This is a genomic window from Salegentibacter sp. UBA1130 (genome assembly GCF_002311535.1).
GTDB classification, from domain to species: Bacteria; Bacteroidota; Bacteroidia; order Flavobacteriales; family Flavobacteriaceae; genus Salegentibacter; species Salegentibacter agarivorans.
The window spans coordinates 96,881-111,421 of record NZ_DCAP01000012.1; the positions used below are offsets into that span (position 1 = coordinate 96,881).

The following is a 14,541-nucleotide window of genomic DNA, read 5'->3' on the forward strand; positions in this document are numbered from 1 at the left end:
ATAATAGGAATTCAATTTTACTTCTTTGAGTTCTGATAATCAATACTTTAAAATATATATTCTCATTTTTTAATTTTTTGGGCACAGCTTTAGCTTTAGTGTATTCCAAAATACAGATTCTATGAATATAGTTGAAATGGAAAGACCGGCAGTTTTGGAAGAAAGTGAAAAGGAACTGAAGCATGCAGGTAGCGAACTCTTTAAAACGCTTTGCTTTAATTGCGATTTAAGGCACCACTGCAGCTGGAAAGATAACAGAAAAATGTATTGTGAACATTTTCAATAAAATTATAAAAGAATGATAGCAACAAAGTCAATGCCCAAACAAAGTATGTATGATACGGTTATTAAGCAGTTTAATAAAACAGCCGATATCATAGATCTAAATCCAAATATTAAGAAAATACTTGAAATTACCAATAACGAGATCGTGGTACATTTTCCCGTGAAAATGGATAATGGTAAAGTAGAGATTTTTACCGGTTACCGGGTGCAGCATAATAATGCCCTGGGACCATATAAAGGCGGCTTACGATACCACCCAACGGTAGATGTAGATGCAGCCAAAGCCCTGGCCATGTGGATGACCTGGAAAACCTCGTTGGCAGGTTTACCCTATGGAGGTGCTAAAGGAGGAATCCAGATAGATCCCCGTAATTATTCTGATGCAGAACTGGAACGTATTACCCGTAGGTTTACCTATGCATTAGGTGAAAATATAGGACCGGAACATGATATTCCTGCGCCAGATGTAAATACCAATGCGCAAACTATGGCCTGGATTGCAGATACTTATATGTCTACAATCTCTACTTCAGAACGTTCGCAAAATCAGCACGTGGTAACCGGGAAGCCGGTAGGCTCTGGCGGTTTGGAAGGCCGTGATCGTGCTACTGGTTTTGGGGTGTATTTAACCACTAAAGAACTTGTGAAATCTCGTGGAGAATCTCTAAAAGATAAAACCTTTATTGTGCAGGGATTTGGAAATGTAGGCTATTGGGCTTCCAAATTCTTAATTGAAGACGGTGCTAAAATGATTGCTGTACAGGATGCCCACGCCACATTGTATAATGAAGAAGGAATTTCAGTAGAAAAATTATTTGAACATTCAAGTCCAAGAAAAGGATCTATCCAGGGCTTTACTGACGCAAACGAAATGAATCCTGAAGATTTCTTTGGCCTGGAATGCGATATTCTAATTCCTGCTGCTCTGGGTAACCAGATTACCGGTGATAATGCTTTCAAAATAAAAGCTTCAATAGTTGCTGAAGGTGCTAATGGACCTACAAACGAAGAAGGTGAAGCGATTCTTTTGGAGAAAGGAATCACCATTATACCCGATATTTTATGTAATTCTGGAGGTGTGATTGGTAGTTATTTTGAATGGCTGCAAAACCGTAATGGTGAATTATGGGAGCTTGATGAAGTAATGCAGAAATTAGAGAAAAAATTGCTTCAGGTGTTTAAGAAAGTTGAAAAAGAAGTTGAAGAACGAAAAACCGACTGGCGAACTGCTGCTTATATTCTGGCTATTTCCAGGATTGAGACGGCCTATAACCAGCGAGGTATTTTTCCTTAATTAATTGTTGTGAAGAAATGAAATATGATGTCATTATAATTGAAAAGGTAGAATATGAGCTTTTAAAACGTATAGTTTCCATGGCGCAATATTATAAAGATAGTACCTACCGTGCGTCTATAGAAAAGCTAAAGAACGAACTTGAATTTGCTAAAATTGTGAGTGAAAAAAATATGCCCGAAGATGTGGTGAGATTCAACTCTAAAGTTGAAATAGCTACTCCTTTTGGTATTAATAGAACATACCAAATTGTTACTCCAGATCATAGCAATATTAAAGAAAATAAGATTTCTATTCTTGCTCCTATGGGTCTGGCCTTATTTGGCTATGCCCAGGGAGATAAGGTAGAATGGGAATTCCCAACTGGTAAGAACGCTATTGATATTATAAAAGTAGAACAGATGGTAAGGGAAATGAAAATGCAAAAATAAAGGAAGATGAGGGAAAAATTTCAGGAACATCATAATGATGAGGAAATACAAATTTTAAGTATCCAAACTGAATCAGAAGACTGGGAAGAACACCTAATTTATATAAGTGAGGAAATTAATTTCTTCAGCAATATTTTGAAATCAGGTTTAAAAGAAACTATTAAGGTAGAAATAAACCAGGAAGATGCTTCTTACTTAAAGAAACAACTGGAGTTAATAAATAAGGCCAATGAGTTTCATTTAACCACCTTCTTTGATTATAAAAATAAATTGGAGGGATTAAAAGAATGTGACGATGTGCAGTGTGAAAACTTTTATTTAAAAGATCACCTGGTTTTTAAAACCACACTTAGAAAACATTTTAAAGATTTTCGACAGCTTAAAGTTTTGATATTTAAATTCTTAAAAGTTAGTTTCAACTAGTTTTTAAATTTGACTGTGTTTGGTTGACTAATGTGGGGCGATTTTTAATCGCCCCTTTTTTGTTTTTAAAAATGAATAGTAGCCTCTACTACTCAGAATTAGATTCATTTTAAAATACAGAAATATTTTATTAAAAATTACCGTAAAACTTCACTCCATATATTTAATTTAAATACCTTATTAACAGTGGCTTAAGCAGTTCTGTTTCAGTTGATCCCCTTCCTTATGATTGGGGTCATAAAATAAGATTGACTTCTCGGGTAATTTTACCACCGAAATCAAAATCTATAACTATGAAATTAATTGTAAAAATAGGATTGGCTGTAGCGCTGGTATTTTCTTTTGTGGCTTGTGGCAATTCTGAAAAAGACGAAAAAGAAAGCCTACGCCTGGACGATTACTCTTCACAACCAAAAGAAAAAGAAACTGAAACCACAGAAGCTGCCGCAGATTCGGGAGACGATTTATCTAATAAAGGAATTGGCCCGGTAAAATCTTTGGATTTGCCAGAAAGCATTAATTCTGATATGGCAGCCAATGGAGCCAGTATCTTTAAGAATATGTGTTCTGCCTGCCATAAAATGGATAAGAAATTTGTTGGTCCGGCTATAGAAGGTGTAACCGAAAGAAGATCACCAGAATGGATTATGAATATGATTCTTAATCCCGAAGAGATGATTAAAAAAGATCCTATCGCCAAAAGATTAATGGTAGAGTCTAATATGGCAATTATGGCCAATCAGGGACTGGAAGAAGATCAGGCCAGGGCTATTGTAGAATATTTTAGACAGTATGATGCCGAAAACTGATGATACTCATAAAAACCTATAAACCTACACTTTAGTTTTGAACCATATTTGAAATAATACCTAATCATATGAAAACAATCACAAATTTTATCGCCGTATTTGCACTTGCCGCAATCTTTACATCCTGTAACCAGAATGATGAAGGAGGGAAATCGGGTGCTATGGCTTCCAGCGCTGCAGAAAAAGTTTATGTTAGCCCTGGAGAACACGACGAATACTACGCTTTCCTTTCTGGAGGTTACAGTGGGAACCTAACCGTTTACGGGCTTCCATCTGGAAGGATGCTAAAAGAAATTCCTGTATTTTCTCAGTTTCCTACCAATGGGTATGGTTATTCCGAAGAAACTAAAGATATGCTAAAAACCTCGTTTGGTATGGTGCCGTGGGGAGATTCTCACCACCCCGATATTTCTCAAACTAACGGGGAAATAGATGGAAGGTGGATTTTTATAAATGAGAACAACACCCCCAGGATTGCCAGAATAAGTCTGGAAACTTTTGAAACCGAAGAGATTATTGAGATCCCACACAGTGCGGGTAACCACTCTTCTTCTTATGTTACCGAAAACACCGAATATGTGGTGGCCGGTACACGATTTTCAGTGCCTTATCCTCAAAAAGACATGCCTATAGATGAAATGAAAGGAAATTTTAGAGGGCCCTTAACTTTTATTGCAGTAGGCGATGATGGCCATATGGAAATTGACTTTCAAATAGATATGCCCGGCTTTAACTATGATCTTTCTCACCCAGGGCGTGGGGAATCTCACGGTTGGTTCTTCTTTACTACGTATAATACCGAAGAATCACATACTATGCAGGAAGTAAATGCTTCGCAAAACGATAAGGATTTTATTGCTGCAGTTAACTGGAAGAAAATAAGCGAATATGTAGAAAATGGAGGCGGGGAAACTATGGATGCTGAGTATGTTCATAATGTGTTTGACCACGATACTCAAACTACTATTTCTACCACCAAAAACGAAGTGCTTAGAGTAGATCCTCGTGATATACCCGGTGCAGTATATTTTATGCCAACTCCCAAATCTCCTCACGGTTGTGATGTAGATCCTTCAGGAGAATATATTATTGGAAACGGAAAACTTTCCAGTGACCTTACCGTGCATTCATTCAGTAAAATGCTTGATGCTATTGAAAATGAAGAATTTGATGGAGATGCTTACGGAATTCCAGTACTTAATTTCGAGTCTACCTTAGCAGGAACCGTTAAGGAAGCAGGTTTAGGCCCATTGCACACCGAATTTGATGATAAAGGAAATGCTTATACTACATTCTTTATCTCTTCTGAAGTTGTAAAATGGAAATTAGATACCTGGGAAGTTGTAGATAGACAGCCTAGTTATTACTCTGTAGGTCACTTAATGATTTCTGGAGGAAACTCAAGAAAACCAGATGGAAAATATATGATTTCCTTAAACAAAATTACCAAAGACAGGTATTTACCAACCGGCCCCGAGCTAGAACACTCTGCGCAGTTGTTTGATATTTCAGGTGATAAAATGGAGTTGTTACTTGATTTTCCAACACACGGTGAGCCGCATTACGCAGCTGCCATTAAAGCCGATAAAATCAAAGAAAATTCAAAAAAGATTTATCGTTTAGATGAGAATAATCACAAGTATGCCGCTGTTAATGAAAGTGAAACCAAAATGGTTCGTGAGGGCAATGAAGTTCACGTGTATATGACCACGGTAAGAAGCCACTTTGCTCCAGATAACCTTGAAGGTATTCACGTGGGAGATAAAGTATATTTCCACGTAACCAACTTAGAGCAGGATTTTGATGTACCTCACGGTTTCGCAGTAATTGGAGCTAATACTTCAGAGCTTTTAATAATGCCCGGACAAACAAAAACCATTACCTGGGAACCTAAGAAACCCGGTGTATGGCCATTCTATTGTACCGACTTCTGTTCTGCACTTCACCAGGAAATGCAGGGTTACATAAGAGTTTCTGCAGAAGGAGCTAATACCCCGATGAAATGGGGCTTAGATGACGAATATACAAGTAACTAGTTAAAGGTTGTTTTTAGATTGAAAAAGGAGGGTGGCGGCCAGTTGTTTGCGCCCTCCTTTATTTTTTAAAGACTTTCTAAGACAATACTTTTTTATAGCCTCCCAAATCTGTTTAATAATACATAAGCATATGAAACGATCTGCAATTTTAATGATATTGGGCTCACTTCTCTTGTTAGGCCTGTTTTATTTTCCTTTATGGAATATTCAACTTGGCGCACCCCAATACCCCGATCCTATGGGAATGGATATTTTTATTAGCGGGATAGAAGGAGAAGAAGAATTTGATATTCAGAATATAGACGGGGTAAATCATTATATAGGAATGAAGAAAATTCCAAAGCCGGCTGAAATGTGGGAGTTCCGGGTTTTTCCCATAGTCATTGCGGGTATGGCGATATTAGGAGTTCTCTTAGGTGCTTTAGGATTTTTTAAAAAAATCCCCGCTTCCTGGTTTTTAGGTTGGTTTATCTTAATGCTTGTTCTTGGTTTGCTGGGAATGTACGATTTCAATAATTGGTTGTTAGATTATGGTACAGATCTGGATCCTAAGGCAATTATAAAATTAACCGATTCTGAGGGAAATCCTATAAACTATAAACCACCATTATTCGGTACTCAAAAAATTCTGAACTTTACGGCTCATTCGTATCCCAGAACCGGTGCTTATCTAATGTTTATTGGAATGTCTTTAACTTTGGTAGCCTGGTGGATTCGAAAAAAAGCTTTAAAAACTATTAAATAATGAAATTTTCATTTTACATATTAACCATAGTATTTGTTTTTTCGGCCTGTAATTTTGAGCCCGAACCAATCAATTATGGTGAAGACAATTGCCATTTTTGTCAAATGACTATTGTAGAGCAGGCTTATTCGGCACAAATGGTGACCGATAAAGGAAAACAATATAAGTATGATGCTATAGAATGTTTGGTTAATGATATGAACCAGAGAGAATACCAAACCTCCTTTCTTCTAGTATCTAATTACGATAAACCCGGTAAAATGCTTCCGGTTTCTGAAGCCGAATTTGTGCAAAATGATAGCTTAAGAAGCCCAATGGGCGCAAACCTTGCAGCTGTGAAAAAAGAGAGTCGGGATAGCGATGAACTTCAAGATTGGGAAGAATTGAAAAATAATTTTAAGTAATTTATAATGAAAGCTGTGCTCTTCATCTTCCTTTCTTTTATTAGTTTCAGCTTTTACGCTACAGAAATTACGGTTTGTGAAACCTGTGAAATCAAATCTATCAAAAACGCGGTTGAAGTTGCGAAATCTGGGGACACCATTAGGGTAAAACCCGGTGTTTACAAAGAAAATGATATTGTTATAAGTGATAAATCTTTAACCCTAATTGGCGAAGATTTCCCGGTTATTGATGCTGAAATGCAAGGCACGGCAATTAGTTTTAGGGCTGATGCATTTACAATTGAAGGCTTTAAAATCATCAATATAGGGAGAAGTCATACCAGCGATTTTTCCGCAATTTTAGTAAGTAATTCCACTAATTTTGAAGTTAAGAATAACCGTTTTGATAATATTTTCTTCGGAATTTTAATAGAACGTTCTAATAACGGACGTATTGTTGGTAACAAGGTAACCGGGAAAGCAACCAGCCAGGCTCATTCCGGCAATGCTATTCATCTTTGGAAAACTTCAGAAATGCATATTGAAGATAATCACCTGGAAGGCGTTCGCGACGGAATTTACCTGGAATTTACAGACGATACCGAAATTATAAATAATGTATGTAAGAATAATTTAAGATACGGGCTGCATTTTATGTTTTCTGATGGTAATACCTATTCCGGGAATCTTTTTGAAAACAATGGAGCAGGAGTAGCGGTAATGTATTCAAAAGAAATTTTAATGTACCGCAATACCTTTAAAAACAACTGGGGAAGCGCTTCTTACGGTTTGTTGCTGAAGGACATAACAGACTCTGAATTAAAACAGAATACTTTTGAAGAAAATACCGTTGGCATTAGCGCCGATAATACCAACCGGATAAATTATTTAGAAAACGATTTTAAAAGTAACGGCTATGCTGTAAAAATTAGAGGAGGCTGCTACAATAACGTTTTTAAGCGAAATAATTTTTTATATAATTCTTTTGATCTTACCTATACTGGGCATAGTAACGGGAATACTTTTAACGGGAATTATTGGAGCAATTATTCCGGCTACGATCTTGATAAAAACAATTTTGGAGATATCCCTTACAGGCCGGTGAGTTTATTTTCTTATTTAGTAGATAAAACGCCTGAAAGTATTGTAATGCTTAGAAGCCTGTTTATAGACCTGATTGAATTTTCAGAAAAAGTTTCTCCCATTTTTACACCGGCCAATGTGCTGGACGAACAACCTTATATTAGAAAAATACAATGGTAACGGTAACAAATCTTCATAAACGTTTTGGATCCCAAAAGGTTTTAAACGGCTTAAACCTAGAGACCAATGTCCCGGGAATAATTGCGGTGCTTGGCCCCAATGGTTCAGGAAAAACCACGCTTATTAAAAGCTTGCTGGGTATGGTAATTCCGCAAAAAGGAGAAATCGCTGTAAATGGTAAGAAAATTCGCCGGCAAAGTGACTACCGGCAGGAGATTGATTATCTACCGCAAATTGCCAATTTTCCTGGCAACCTTACCGTAAAAGAATTGATTGGAATGATCAAGGATCTAAGGGGAAAACCTGCCCGGGATAAAGAACTAATTGCTTTTTTTGGTATAGAAAATTTCCTGGATAAAAAACTGAGTAAACTTTCTGGTGGTACCCGCCAAAAAGTGAATATCGTACTGTGTTTTATGTTTGATAGTCCGTTGATAATTTTAGATGAACCTACCTCAGGGCTGGATCCTGCTTCTTTAATAATACTCAGAGAGTTATTGCAAAAGGAAAAAGCAGCCGGAAAAACAATAATTATTACTTCTCACATTATGAATTTCGTAGAAGAAACAGCTGATAGAATCTTATTCTTGTTAGAAGGCGTAATTTATTTTAACGGTAGTATTACCGAGCTAAAAACACAAACCGGTCAGGATGATCTTGAACACGCTATTGCTCAAATTTTAACCTAAGCCTTATGTTTAAAATTCTTAAATACAGTTTTTTTGATCTTTTTAGAAGTCGGTGGAGCTTTGTTTATTTCTTCTTCTATCTGTTATTAGGTTTGGTGTTATTGTTTTTAAACAACGACCTTTCTAATGCGATCATTACCTTAATGAATGTTATTATTGTTCTGGTACCGCTTATTGGGACTATTTTTGGGATTATGTATTTTTATAATTCCCGGGAATTTACCGAGCTGCTCCTGGCGCAACCCATAGCCCGTAAACATATTTTTTTAGGGCAATATTTAGGCGTGGCAATATCGTTGGCTCTTAGCCTGGTTTTGGGGCTGGGAATTCCTTTTATAATTTATGGCTTATTTGAATCTTCAGCCATTTGGGATTTCCTTTCTTTATTGGTAGTGGGTTCTTTTCTAACTTTTATTTTTACCGCACTTTCCTTTGGAATTGCTCTCAGGTTTGAGAATAAAATTAAAGGTTTCGGGATGGCAATTTTAATGTGGCTTTTCCTGGCAATTATTTACGACGGAATTTTCCTTTTACTTTTAATGTATTTCCAGGAATATCCTTTAGAAGATTTTGCCTTGGCTGCAAGTGTACTAAATCCTATAGATTTAAGCCGAACCTTAATTTTACTAAAATTAGATATTTCAGCACTTTTAGGATATACCGGTGCAGTGTTTAAATCATTTTTCGGAACAACTAAAGGGAGTATAATAAGTTTTGGTGTGTTGCTGGCCTGGGTAATTCTACCGGTTTGGGGAATGCTGCGCCTGGCTTCAAAAAAAGATTTTTAACCGAATTAACGATAAACTTTTCCGCTTCTAATTTTTAGTTCGCCTTTTTTCTCCAGGCCTTTCATAGCCCTAATAACGGTTTCTACGCGCAGTCCGGTTAAATCGGCTATCTGTTGGCGGGTCAGGTTTACTTTAAATTTAAACTGCCCTTCAATTTGATGCACGTAACGCTTTAGATAATCCAGGATTCTGATTATTCGATGCTCCGGGTCCTGGCTCGAAATTTCGGAAACCATAATCGCTTTGTAAAAAAGCCTTTCAGCCAAGGTGCGGGTGAGTTTTAGGTGGGTTTCGGGATGCTTTGTAAGTAGCTCCAGGAAATTTAGTTTTGGTAGTTTTAAAACTTCAGAGGTTTTTATGGCTTCGGCATTGGCAGGATATTTCACATCGGCCAGCAAGGGTGGTTCGCCAAAAGTTTGGCCGTCAGTAAACATTCCCTGTATAAACTCCTTTCCGTCGGCGTTATAATTGTTCATCTTGATCTCCCCGGAAATAATTTGAAAGAAATTAAGTGCAATTTCGCCTTCCCTAAAAAGTTGATCGCCTTTATGGTAGGTTTCTCTTGAAGCTCCAAATTCCAGTAAAATATTTTCCGCAACCATATTTTAAATTTTAATCAAAGCAAACTTATAAAAAACAAGGAAACCATAGGTTAATGTGGTCAAAATTTGAGATAGTTGGTGACAGGTAGTAACAGCCTAAGACGTGTGATCACTTACATTTCTATTGAAATCTTTACTTTTCCTCCGAGCCCTTTTTCCACGATATCGTAGAGAGTTTTTAAAGTTAAATTACTGCCGTTGTTTTCTACCCGGGAAATATATGTGCGTTTCTTGTCAATTAATTCTGCTAATTGGTCTTGGGTAAGGTTTTTTTCTTCCCTCGCTTTTCTTAGTAAAAGACCTATTTTAAAAGATTCAAAATCCCTGTCTAATTCATCTCTTCTTGGAGTTCCTTTCTCTCCGTAAACTTCATTTTTTATTGTTTTCCAGTCTTTTGCATCCATCATTTTTTCTTTTTATCTAAGTAATACGATTTCATTAATTTTAAAGCTTTGTCTATTTCTCTTTTCGGAGTTTTCTGTGTTTTTTTAGTGAAACCATTTAGTAAAATCACTAATTTTCCTTTGTCGAAAAAACAGAAAACCCGCCAAATATCAGAGCCTAATTTTATGCGTGCTTCGTAAAGCCCGTTTGTCTCTTTTAGAGCTTTTAAATAATGTGATGGAATGCGGTCAAATGTTTCTATAGCTTCAATTAATTTATAGATTTTATCCTGAACTTTTATAGGTTGTTTGCTCAGGAAATCTTGAAAATAATTCTTGTATGCTATTACTTTTCTAATTTTTCCACCAATACAAATGTAACTTAAAAGTTACTATTTTCAAAATAGATATAAATCATCGTAAACTACCTCGGAGCATTTAAATCTCGATTATCGAGGAAAGAAAATTAATTATTCTTGAGGCGGCCTTTTCAACAAATTCACTCCTAAAATCCATCCCACGGCAATAGGCATTAAGGCACTTACTAAAACCAGTAAAAGAAAGTAATTACCAAAAAAAGGCAGTCCTAACCAAAGTACCAGGCCCTTGTAGAAAATTAGTGCTTCTGAAATTAGAAAACCGCTGAGGTAAAGGTAAAAAGCATTTTTCGGGATTCGAATTAGCTTGAACCAGTTTAGGAAAGCGAATAAAGCCAGGGAAACAAAACCCAGGAAAACCCAGTGCAAATAGCCAATTACAAAGTCAAGATTATTAAAAGCCAAATCGGCGAAGAAGGGTATGGCGCTAAGGCTTTGCATTAAAATTTTACCGACTAACAATATGCCTGAAATCATTAAAAGTCGATAACTAAATGAACTTAATCCTGTTTTTAGAAGATTTCTATTCCGCAGTATAAAGGCGAAAAACTGGTAAAAAGCGATGAGGAGTAAAATCACTCCGAGCCCACCCATTAGATAAAATATTAACGGTGGGTTGGTCCAGTAAGTGGAAAGAAAAAAGCTTAAAATAACGCCGGAATTCAGCAACAGGAAAAACCGTTTAAATTTCTTTCTGCCAAAATCTATATTTAATTTTTGAAAGAGATAAAATAAAATTCCCAGTAAGGCCACTAAAAACCAGGCATTATACTGAAAATGCAAATAGAAATATACAGCGAGTTTATACCAAATTGAGGTATTGCCCAGGGTACTCATAATCCCTCCAAGCGCCCAGGGTCCTATGCTGGAAATTACCATATACCATAAGGCTGCTTTTATAAGTTTAAAGCTTTTAGTTGTACTATGCTTCTTTGGAATATTGCGGAGCACAAAGCCTGCATAAAAATAGGAGCAGATTAGGAAAAGTGTTGAAAAAATTATGGAAATCACCGCATAGCCCTGGAAGGGAAAACTAAACAACATTCCTAACAAACTAATATTTGTAGCCAGGAAAATATAGATGTATTTTCTTGAAAGTTCAGTTTTATGAAAAAACAATCTATAAATAATGCCGGTTAAAGCGAGATACACCCAACCCAATAAAGCAATATGGGAATGCGTGTGAAGAATGTATTTATAATTCCCGGGAACCGGGGTTACGTAAAATAATCTCAGGAAAATTCCCAGCAAAGCGGCCAGGAAAAAATAGGCGATAGCTATTTTGTGATGAGCTTTTAAATCCAAACGCAACATAGGCCGAAAGATACTAAAAAGAAAAGAAGTTAACTTAAAAATTGAACTAGGAACACCATACCGAGTAAGGTTAAGCAATCACTCCCGGTTTGAGTAAAATTTATAGATTGCTGCTCCCGGTAAAAATCGGGATTACAATGAGGGTTATGGCTGTATTGTTACAATTATTAGCAAAAATTAACCCCGTAACATTGCTGCTACGGGGTTTCATCAACACAATTAAAACATTCTAAAATAAAAAACTAAATCTACCCTGGCATGGGGATTCCAGGATATAACAACCTTTAACTGTTTAAACTGCGTTCAAGCTCAATGGCCTTAGGGAAAAGTATATTGTTTTCTAAATGCACGTGGTGATGCAGGTCGGTTTCAAATTCTTCCAGTTTTGCATAAAATGCCCTGTAGGTATTACAAGCCCATTCAGGATAATTGTAATTATCGCTTAATTCTGAAATTTCTTTAAAAATGGCACCGGCATCATCGTGCTCAGTTTCCATCATTTTAATAGGATTATCAATTTTTCCAAATTGCGGTTTTGGTGCCGGTGTTCCTTCTTCCTCGGCTCTTACCAGTTTCTTGATAAATGGAAATAGAATAAGTTCTTCTTTCTTTAAATGGGCGCTTAATTCCTGGGCAACTTCGGTAAATAATTGCTGAATTCTTATAAGTTCTGGTCTTTCGTGGCCGTGCACTTTGGCAACACGCGCCGCATATTGAATAAGTAATGGGATATTTTCTTCTACATACTGGTGATGTACGTTTATAATATGGTCGGTTAAGAAATCCAGTTTCCAGTTTTTGTAATCGTAACCGGGAGTGGTAACCGTGGCTGTTTCCTCTAATTCTTTCTTCAGTACCTCAAGGCTCACATTAGCTTTTGTCGCAGCCTGGGCTAAACTAATTCCGCCACCGCAACAAAAATCGATCCCGTGTTTTTTAAACAGGTGCGCGTTTTTAATATTTTCGGTAACATAATCGGCTACGGTTTTTACAGTTTCGGTATTCATAATAATAACTTTAAGTTGAACAATATTTCTCTACAAATATCTGCCTTGACTTCCTGCTATTTTATGAGTCTGGTCATAAGCCTAAAAATTGCCCGATAAACGCAATTTAAACCTTCCTGAATTCGTGGTAGGAGTTGCTGAAAATCCCCAAAAAACCGATTAAAAATTCAACTTAAAAATTTGTGCGCTTAACCCTGGTGCGGAAGATGCGTATTGCATTTCAACTTAAAAAAATATGAATTAATTTACCCAAACCATTCTTCGGCTTCGCGTTCTTCCACTTCTTCACCGGTATTCAGGTCTAAACGGGTAATGTTCTTTTTGGTGTTTAAATACCGGTTCACAATCCTATCGGCATAACTGGAATTTGTTTGCGGTACCAGGTAATCTTCAAATTGTTCGGGACCATTAAAATCATCAGAATTTTCTACAAATCCGTAGCCGGCATAGCGACCTTTCTTGAGGTAGATAAAAGATTTTTCAGCTTTAGTTCTTCCTTTTTCTACCAGCAAACAGGAATTTTCATATTGCTGAATATACTCTACCGCCTTAGAAACCCGCTGGTTGTATTCTTCTTTATCAATTTCGCCTTTGCACATCCCGCTGCAACTGGTTATTTTATAATGACTGCATTGTGATACACCGGTTTGCAAGCCGCAATACCGCGGGCATAAATCAAATTCCTGGCAAATATTTTCCAGGAATTTTATGGCTTCCTCTCGCGTGTAAAACTTCATCCAGCTTACCGGCGAGACTTTGTTTTTATGAATCACAAATTGCTCAATCCCTTTTTGGTTGTGGTAGGAGGTAAGCGTATAAGGCCTGCTCACCTTTTTCTGGGCTTTATTGAATTCAGGGAAATATTTTAAAATTAAAGCAGATTCCCGTAAAAGTGCCAGCAATTCACTGCCGGTAAGTTCGTAGTCTATGCTGTAAGTGGCCTGCATCAGCTTATATTTCCGGTTAGATTTTTCCTGAAAATGAGATTTTATGCGGCTTTTAATATTTTTAGCTTTCCCTATATAAAGTGGAATCCCATCTTTATCTTTAAAGAAATAGACTCCGGTTGTAGCGGGTAATTTTTCGAAATCTGAATTTTTAAAATTGGGCGGAAGATAAGAAGCCGCCGTTCTTTGATTTAAAAATGCTTTAAAAACCTCATAATCGGGATCCAGGTCCAGGCAACGCTGAAAAAGCGTGACTGTAGCCTCACAATCGCCGCGCGCCCTGTGCCTATCTACGTGCGGAATATTTATAGAGGTGCAAATATTTCCCAGGCTATAAGAAAAAAGCCCCGGAATTAGTTTTTTGGCCAGCCGTACCGTACACAGGCGTTTTCTTTGAAATGGCAGTTCCAGATTATTAAATTCTGCCTTAATAATATTATAATCAAAATTCACATTGTGGGCCACAAACACACAATCTTTGGTGATTTTATCAATTTCAGAAGCTATTTCGGCGAATTTTGGTGCATCGGCCACCATTTTATCATTGATGTTGGTAAGCGTTTCAATGTATAGCGGAATCTCGGTCCCGGGATTTACCAGGGAGCTGTACTCGTCTATAACTTTTCCGTTTTGCACTACCAGCACGCAAATTTCGGTGATCTTATTGCCTTTAATGCCGCCGCCGGTGGTTTCAATATCGGTTATGGCAAATTTCACATCTTTCATGCGGCCAAATTATGATTATTTCTGAAAGTTTAAAAGGAA

The 14,541-nt window shown here is 37.0% G+C and carries 17 protein-coding genes; 11 read left to right on the top strand and 6 right to left on the bottom strand.

Annotated elements, in window-relative coordinates; all coding sequences use genetic code 11:
* Positions 1–121: 121 nt before the first annotated feature.
* From B4F31_RS04400 to B4F31_RS04450, 11 genes are all read left to right on the top strand, one after another.
* On the top strand, positions 122–286 hold the full coding sequence (locus B4F31_RS04400) for a hypothetical protein (RefSeq protein WP_286760705.1): 165 nt from the start codon (positions 122–124) through the stop codon (positions 284–286).
* Positions 287–298: 12 nt separating this feature from the next.
* Positions 299–1,579 carry a Glu/Leu/Phe/Val family dehydrogenase gene (locus B4F31_RS04405; protein ID WP_075326068.1) on the top strand — a complete coding sequence of 427 codons (1,281 nt, stop codon included), beginning with the start codon at positions 299–301 and terminating at the stop codon, positions 1,577–1,579.
* 17 nt (positions 1,580–1,596) lie between these two features.
* Positions 1,597–2,010: a GreA/GreB family elongation factor gene (locus B4F31_RS04410; protein WP_075326069.1), complete on the top strand. Its 414-nt coding sequence runs from the start codon at positions 1,597–1,599 to the stop codon at positions 2,008–2,010.
* Between the two features lie 6 nt (positions 2,011–2,016).
* The gene (locus tag B4F31_RS04415) at positions 2,017–2,433 is read left to right on the top strand and encodes a hypothetical protein (protein WP_075326070.1); all 417 of its coding nucleotides are present in this window, start codon (positions 2,017–2,019) and stop codon (positions 2,431–2,433) included.
* Between the two features lie 293 nt (positions 2,434–2,726).
* Positions 2,727–3,242 carry a c-type cytochrome gene (locus B4F31_RS04420; protein WP_075326071.1) on the top strand — a complete coding sequence of 172 codons (516 nt, stop codon included), beginning with the start codon at positions 2,727–2,729 and terminating at the stop codon, positions 3,240–3,242.
* A 68-nt stretch (positions 3,243–3,310) separates the two neighbouring features.
* Positions 3,311–5,278 carry a Sec-dependent nitrous-oxide reductase gene (gene nosZ, locus B4F31_RS04425; protein WP_083634156.1) on the top strand — a complete coding sequence of 656 codons (1,968 nt, stop codon included), beginning with the start codon at positions 3,311–3,313 and terminating at the stop codon, positions 5,276–5,278.
* 130 nt (positions 5,279–5,408) lie between these two features.
* Positions 5,409–6,023 (top strand): hypothetical protein, encoded by a 615-nt coding sequence (locus B4F31_RS04430; protein ID WP_286760706.1) that lies wholly within the window; start codon positions 5,409–5,411, stop codon positions 6,021–6,023.
* Positions 6,023–6,427, top strand: coding sequence for a nitrous oxide reductase accessory protein NosL (locus tag B4F31_RS04435; protein ID WP_286760707.1), 405 nt, complete (start codon positions 6,023–6,025; stop codon positions 6,425–6,427). The genes B4F31_RS04430 and B4F31_RS04435 overlap by 1 nt, the downstream gene beginning before the upstream one ends.
* Positions 6,428–6,433: 6 nt before the next feature.
* Positions 6,434–7,669 (top strand): nitrous oxide reductase family maturation protein NosD, encoded by a 1,236-nt coding sequence (locus B4F31_RS04440; protein ID WP_286760708.1) that lies wholly within the window; start codon positions 6,434–6,436, stop codon positions 7,667–7,669.
* Entirely contained in the window at positions 7,663–8,358 is a 696-nt protein-coding gene (locus B4F31_RS04445; protein WP_286760709.1) for an ABC transporter ATP-binding protein, read from the top strand. The genes B4F31_RS04440 and B4F31_RS04445 overlap by 7 nt, the downstream gene beginning before the upstream one ends.
* A 5-nt stretch (positions 8,359–8,363) precedes the next feature.
* The gene (locus B4F31_RS04450) at positions 8,364–9,146 is read left to right on the top strand and encodes an ABC transporter permease (RefSeq protein WP_286760710.1); all 783 of its coding nucleotides are present in this window, start codon (positions 8,364–8,366) and stop codon (positions 9,144–9,146) included.
* A 5-nt stretch (positions 9,147–9,151) separates the two neighbouring features.
* On the opposite strand, the gene B4F31_RS04455 is transcribed toward B4F31_RS04450, so the two are convergent.
* From B4F31_RS04455 to B4F31_RS04480, 6 genes are all read right to left on the bottom strand, one after another.
* Entirely contained in the window at positions 9,152–9,748 is a 597-nt protein-coding gene (locus tag B4F31_RS04455; protein WP_075326077.1) for a Crp/Fnr family transcriptional regulator, read from the bottom strand.
* A 113-nt stretch (positions 9,749–9,861) separates the two neighbouring features.
* Entirely contained in the window at positions 9,862–10,152 is a 291-nt protein-coding gene (locus tag B4F31_RS04460; RefSeq protein ID WP_093306305.1) for a helix-turn-helix domain-containing protein, read from the bottom strand.
* Entirely contained in the window at positions 10,152–10,508 is a 357-nt protein-coding gene (locus tag B4F31_RS04465; RefSeq protein ID WP_335740080.1) for a type II toxin-antitoxin system RelE/ParE family toxin, read from the bottom strand. Before B4F31_RS04465 ends, B4F31_RS04460 begins: the two co-directional genes overlap by 1 nt.
* 93 nt (positions 10,509–10,601) lie before the next feature.
* Positions 10,602–11,900 carry a hypothetical protein gene (locus B4F31_RS04470; RefSeq protein WP_286760711.1) on the bottom strand — a complete coding sequence of 433 codons (1,299 nt, stop codon included), beginning with the start codon at positions 11,898–11,900 and terminating at the stop codon, positions 10,602–10,604.
* A gap of 206 nt (positions 11,901–12,106) precedes the next feature.
* Entirely contained in the window at positions 12,107–12,829 is a 723-nt protein-coding gene (gene ric / locus B4F31_RS04475) for an iron-sulfur cluster repair di-iron protein (protein ID WP_075326081.1), read from the bottom strand.
* A gap of 245 nt (positions 12,830–13,074) precedes the next feature.
* Positions 13,075–14,502, bottom strand: a complete 1,428-nt coding sequence (locus B4F31_RS04480) for an exonuclease domain-containing protein (protein ID WP_286760712.1) — start codon at positions 14,500–14,502, stop codon at positions 13,075–13,077.
* Positions 14,503–14,541 lie beyond the last annotated feature (39 nt).

What these genes read in the sequence shown, in the direction of transcription:
- B4F31_RS04400 (WP_286760705.1), top strand. Translation starts at nt 122, where the DNA reads ATGAATATAGTTGAAATGGAAAGACCGGCAGTTTTGGAAGAAAGTGAA.
- B4F31_RS04405 (WP_075326068.1), top strand. Translation starts at nt 299, where the DNA reads ATGATAGCAACAAAGTCAATGCCCAAACAAAGTATGTATGATACGGTT.
- B4F31_RS04410 (WP_075326069.1), top strand. Translation starts at nt 1,597, where the DNA reads ATGAAATATGATGTCATTATAATTGAAAAGGTAGAATATGAGCTTTTA.
- B4F31_RS04415 (WP_075326070.1), top strand. Translation starts at nt 2,017, where the DNA reads ATGAGGGAAAAATTTCAGGAACATCATAATGATGAGGAAATACAAATT.
- B4F31_RS04420 (WP_075326071.1), top strand. Translation starts at nt 2,727, where the DNA reads ATGAAATTAATTGTAAAAATAGGATTGGCTGTAGCGCTGGTATTTTCT.
- nosZ (WP_083634156.1), top strand. Translation starts at nt 3,311, where the DNA reads ATGAAAACAATCACAAATTTTATCGCCGTATTTGCACTTGCCGCAATC.
- B4F31_RS04430 (WP_286760706.1), top strand. Translation starts at nt 5,409, where the DNA reads ATGAAACGATCTGCAATTTTAATGATATTGGGCTCACTTCTCTTGTTA.
- B4F31_RS04435 (WP_286760707.1), top strand. Translation starts at nt 6,023, where the DNA reads ATGAAATTTTCATTTTACATATTAACCATAGTATTTGTTTTTTCGGCC.
- B4F31_RS04440 (WP_286760708.1), top strand. Translation starts at nt 6,434, where the DNA reads ATGAAAGCTGTGCTCTTCATCTTCCTTTCTTTTATTAGTTTCAGCTTT.
- B4F31_RS04445 (WP_286760709.1), top strand. Translation starts at nt 7,663, where the DNA reads ATGGTAACGGTAACAAATCTTCATAAACGTTTTGGATCCCAAAAGGTT.
- B4F31_RS04450 (WP_286760710.1), top strand. Translation starts at nt 8,364, where the DNA reads ATGTTTAAAATTCTTAAATACAGTTTTTTTGATCTTTTTAGAAGTCGG.
- B4F31_RS04455 (WP_075326077.1), bottom strand. Translation starts at nt 9,748, where the DNA reads ATGGTTGCGGAAAATATTTTACTGGAATTTGGAGCTTCAAGAGAAACC.
- B4F31_RS04460 (WP_093306305.1), bottom strand. Translation starts at nt 10,152, where the DNA reads ATGGATGCAAAAGACTGGAAAACAATAAAAAATGAAGTTTACGGAGAG.
- ric (WP_075326081.1), bottom strand. Translation starts at nt 12,829, where the DNA reads ATGAATACCGAAACTGTAAAAACCGTAGCCGATTATGTTACCGAAAAT.
- B4F31_RS04480 (WP_286760712.1), bottom strand. Translation starts at nt 14,502, where the DNA reads ATGAAAGATGTGAAATTTGCCATAACCGATATTGAAACCACCGGCGGC.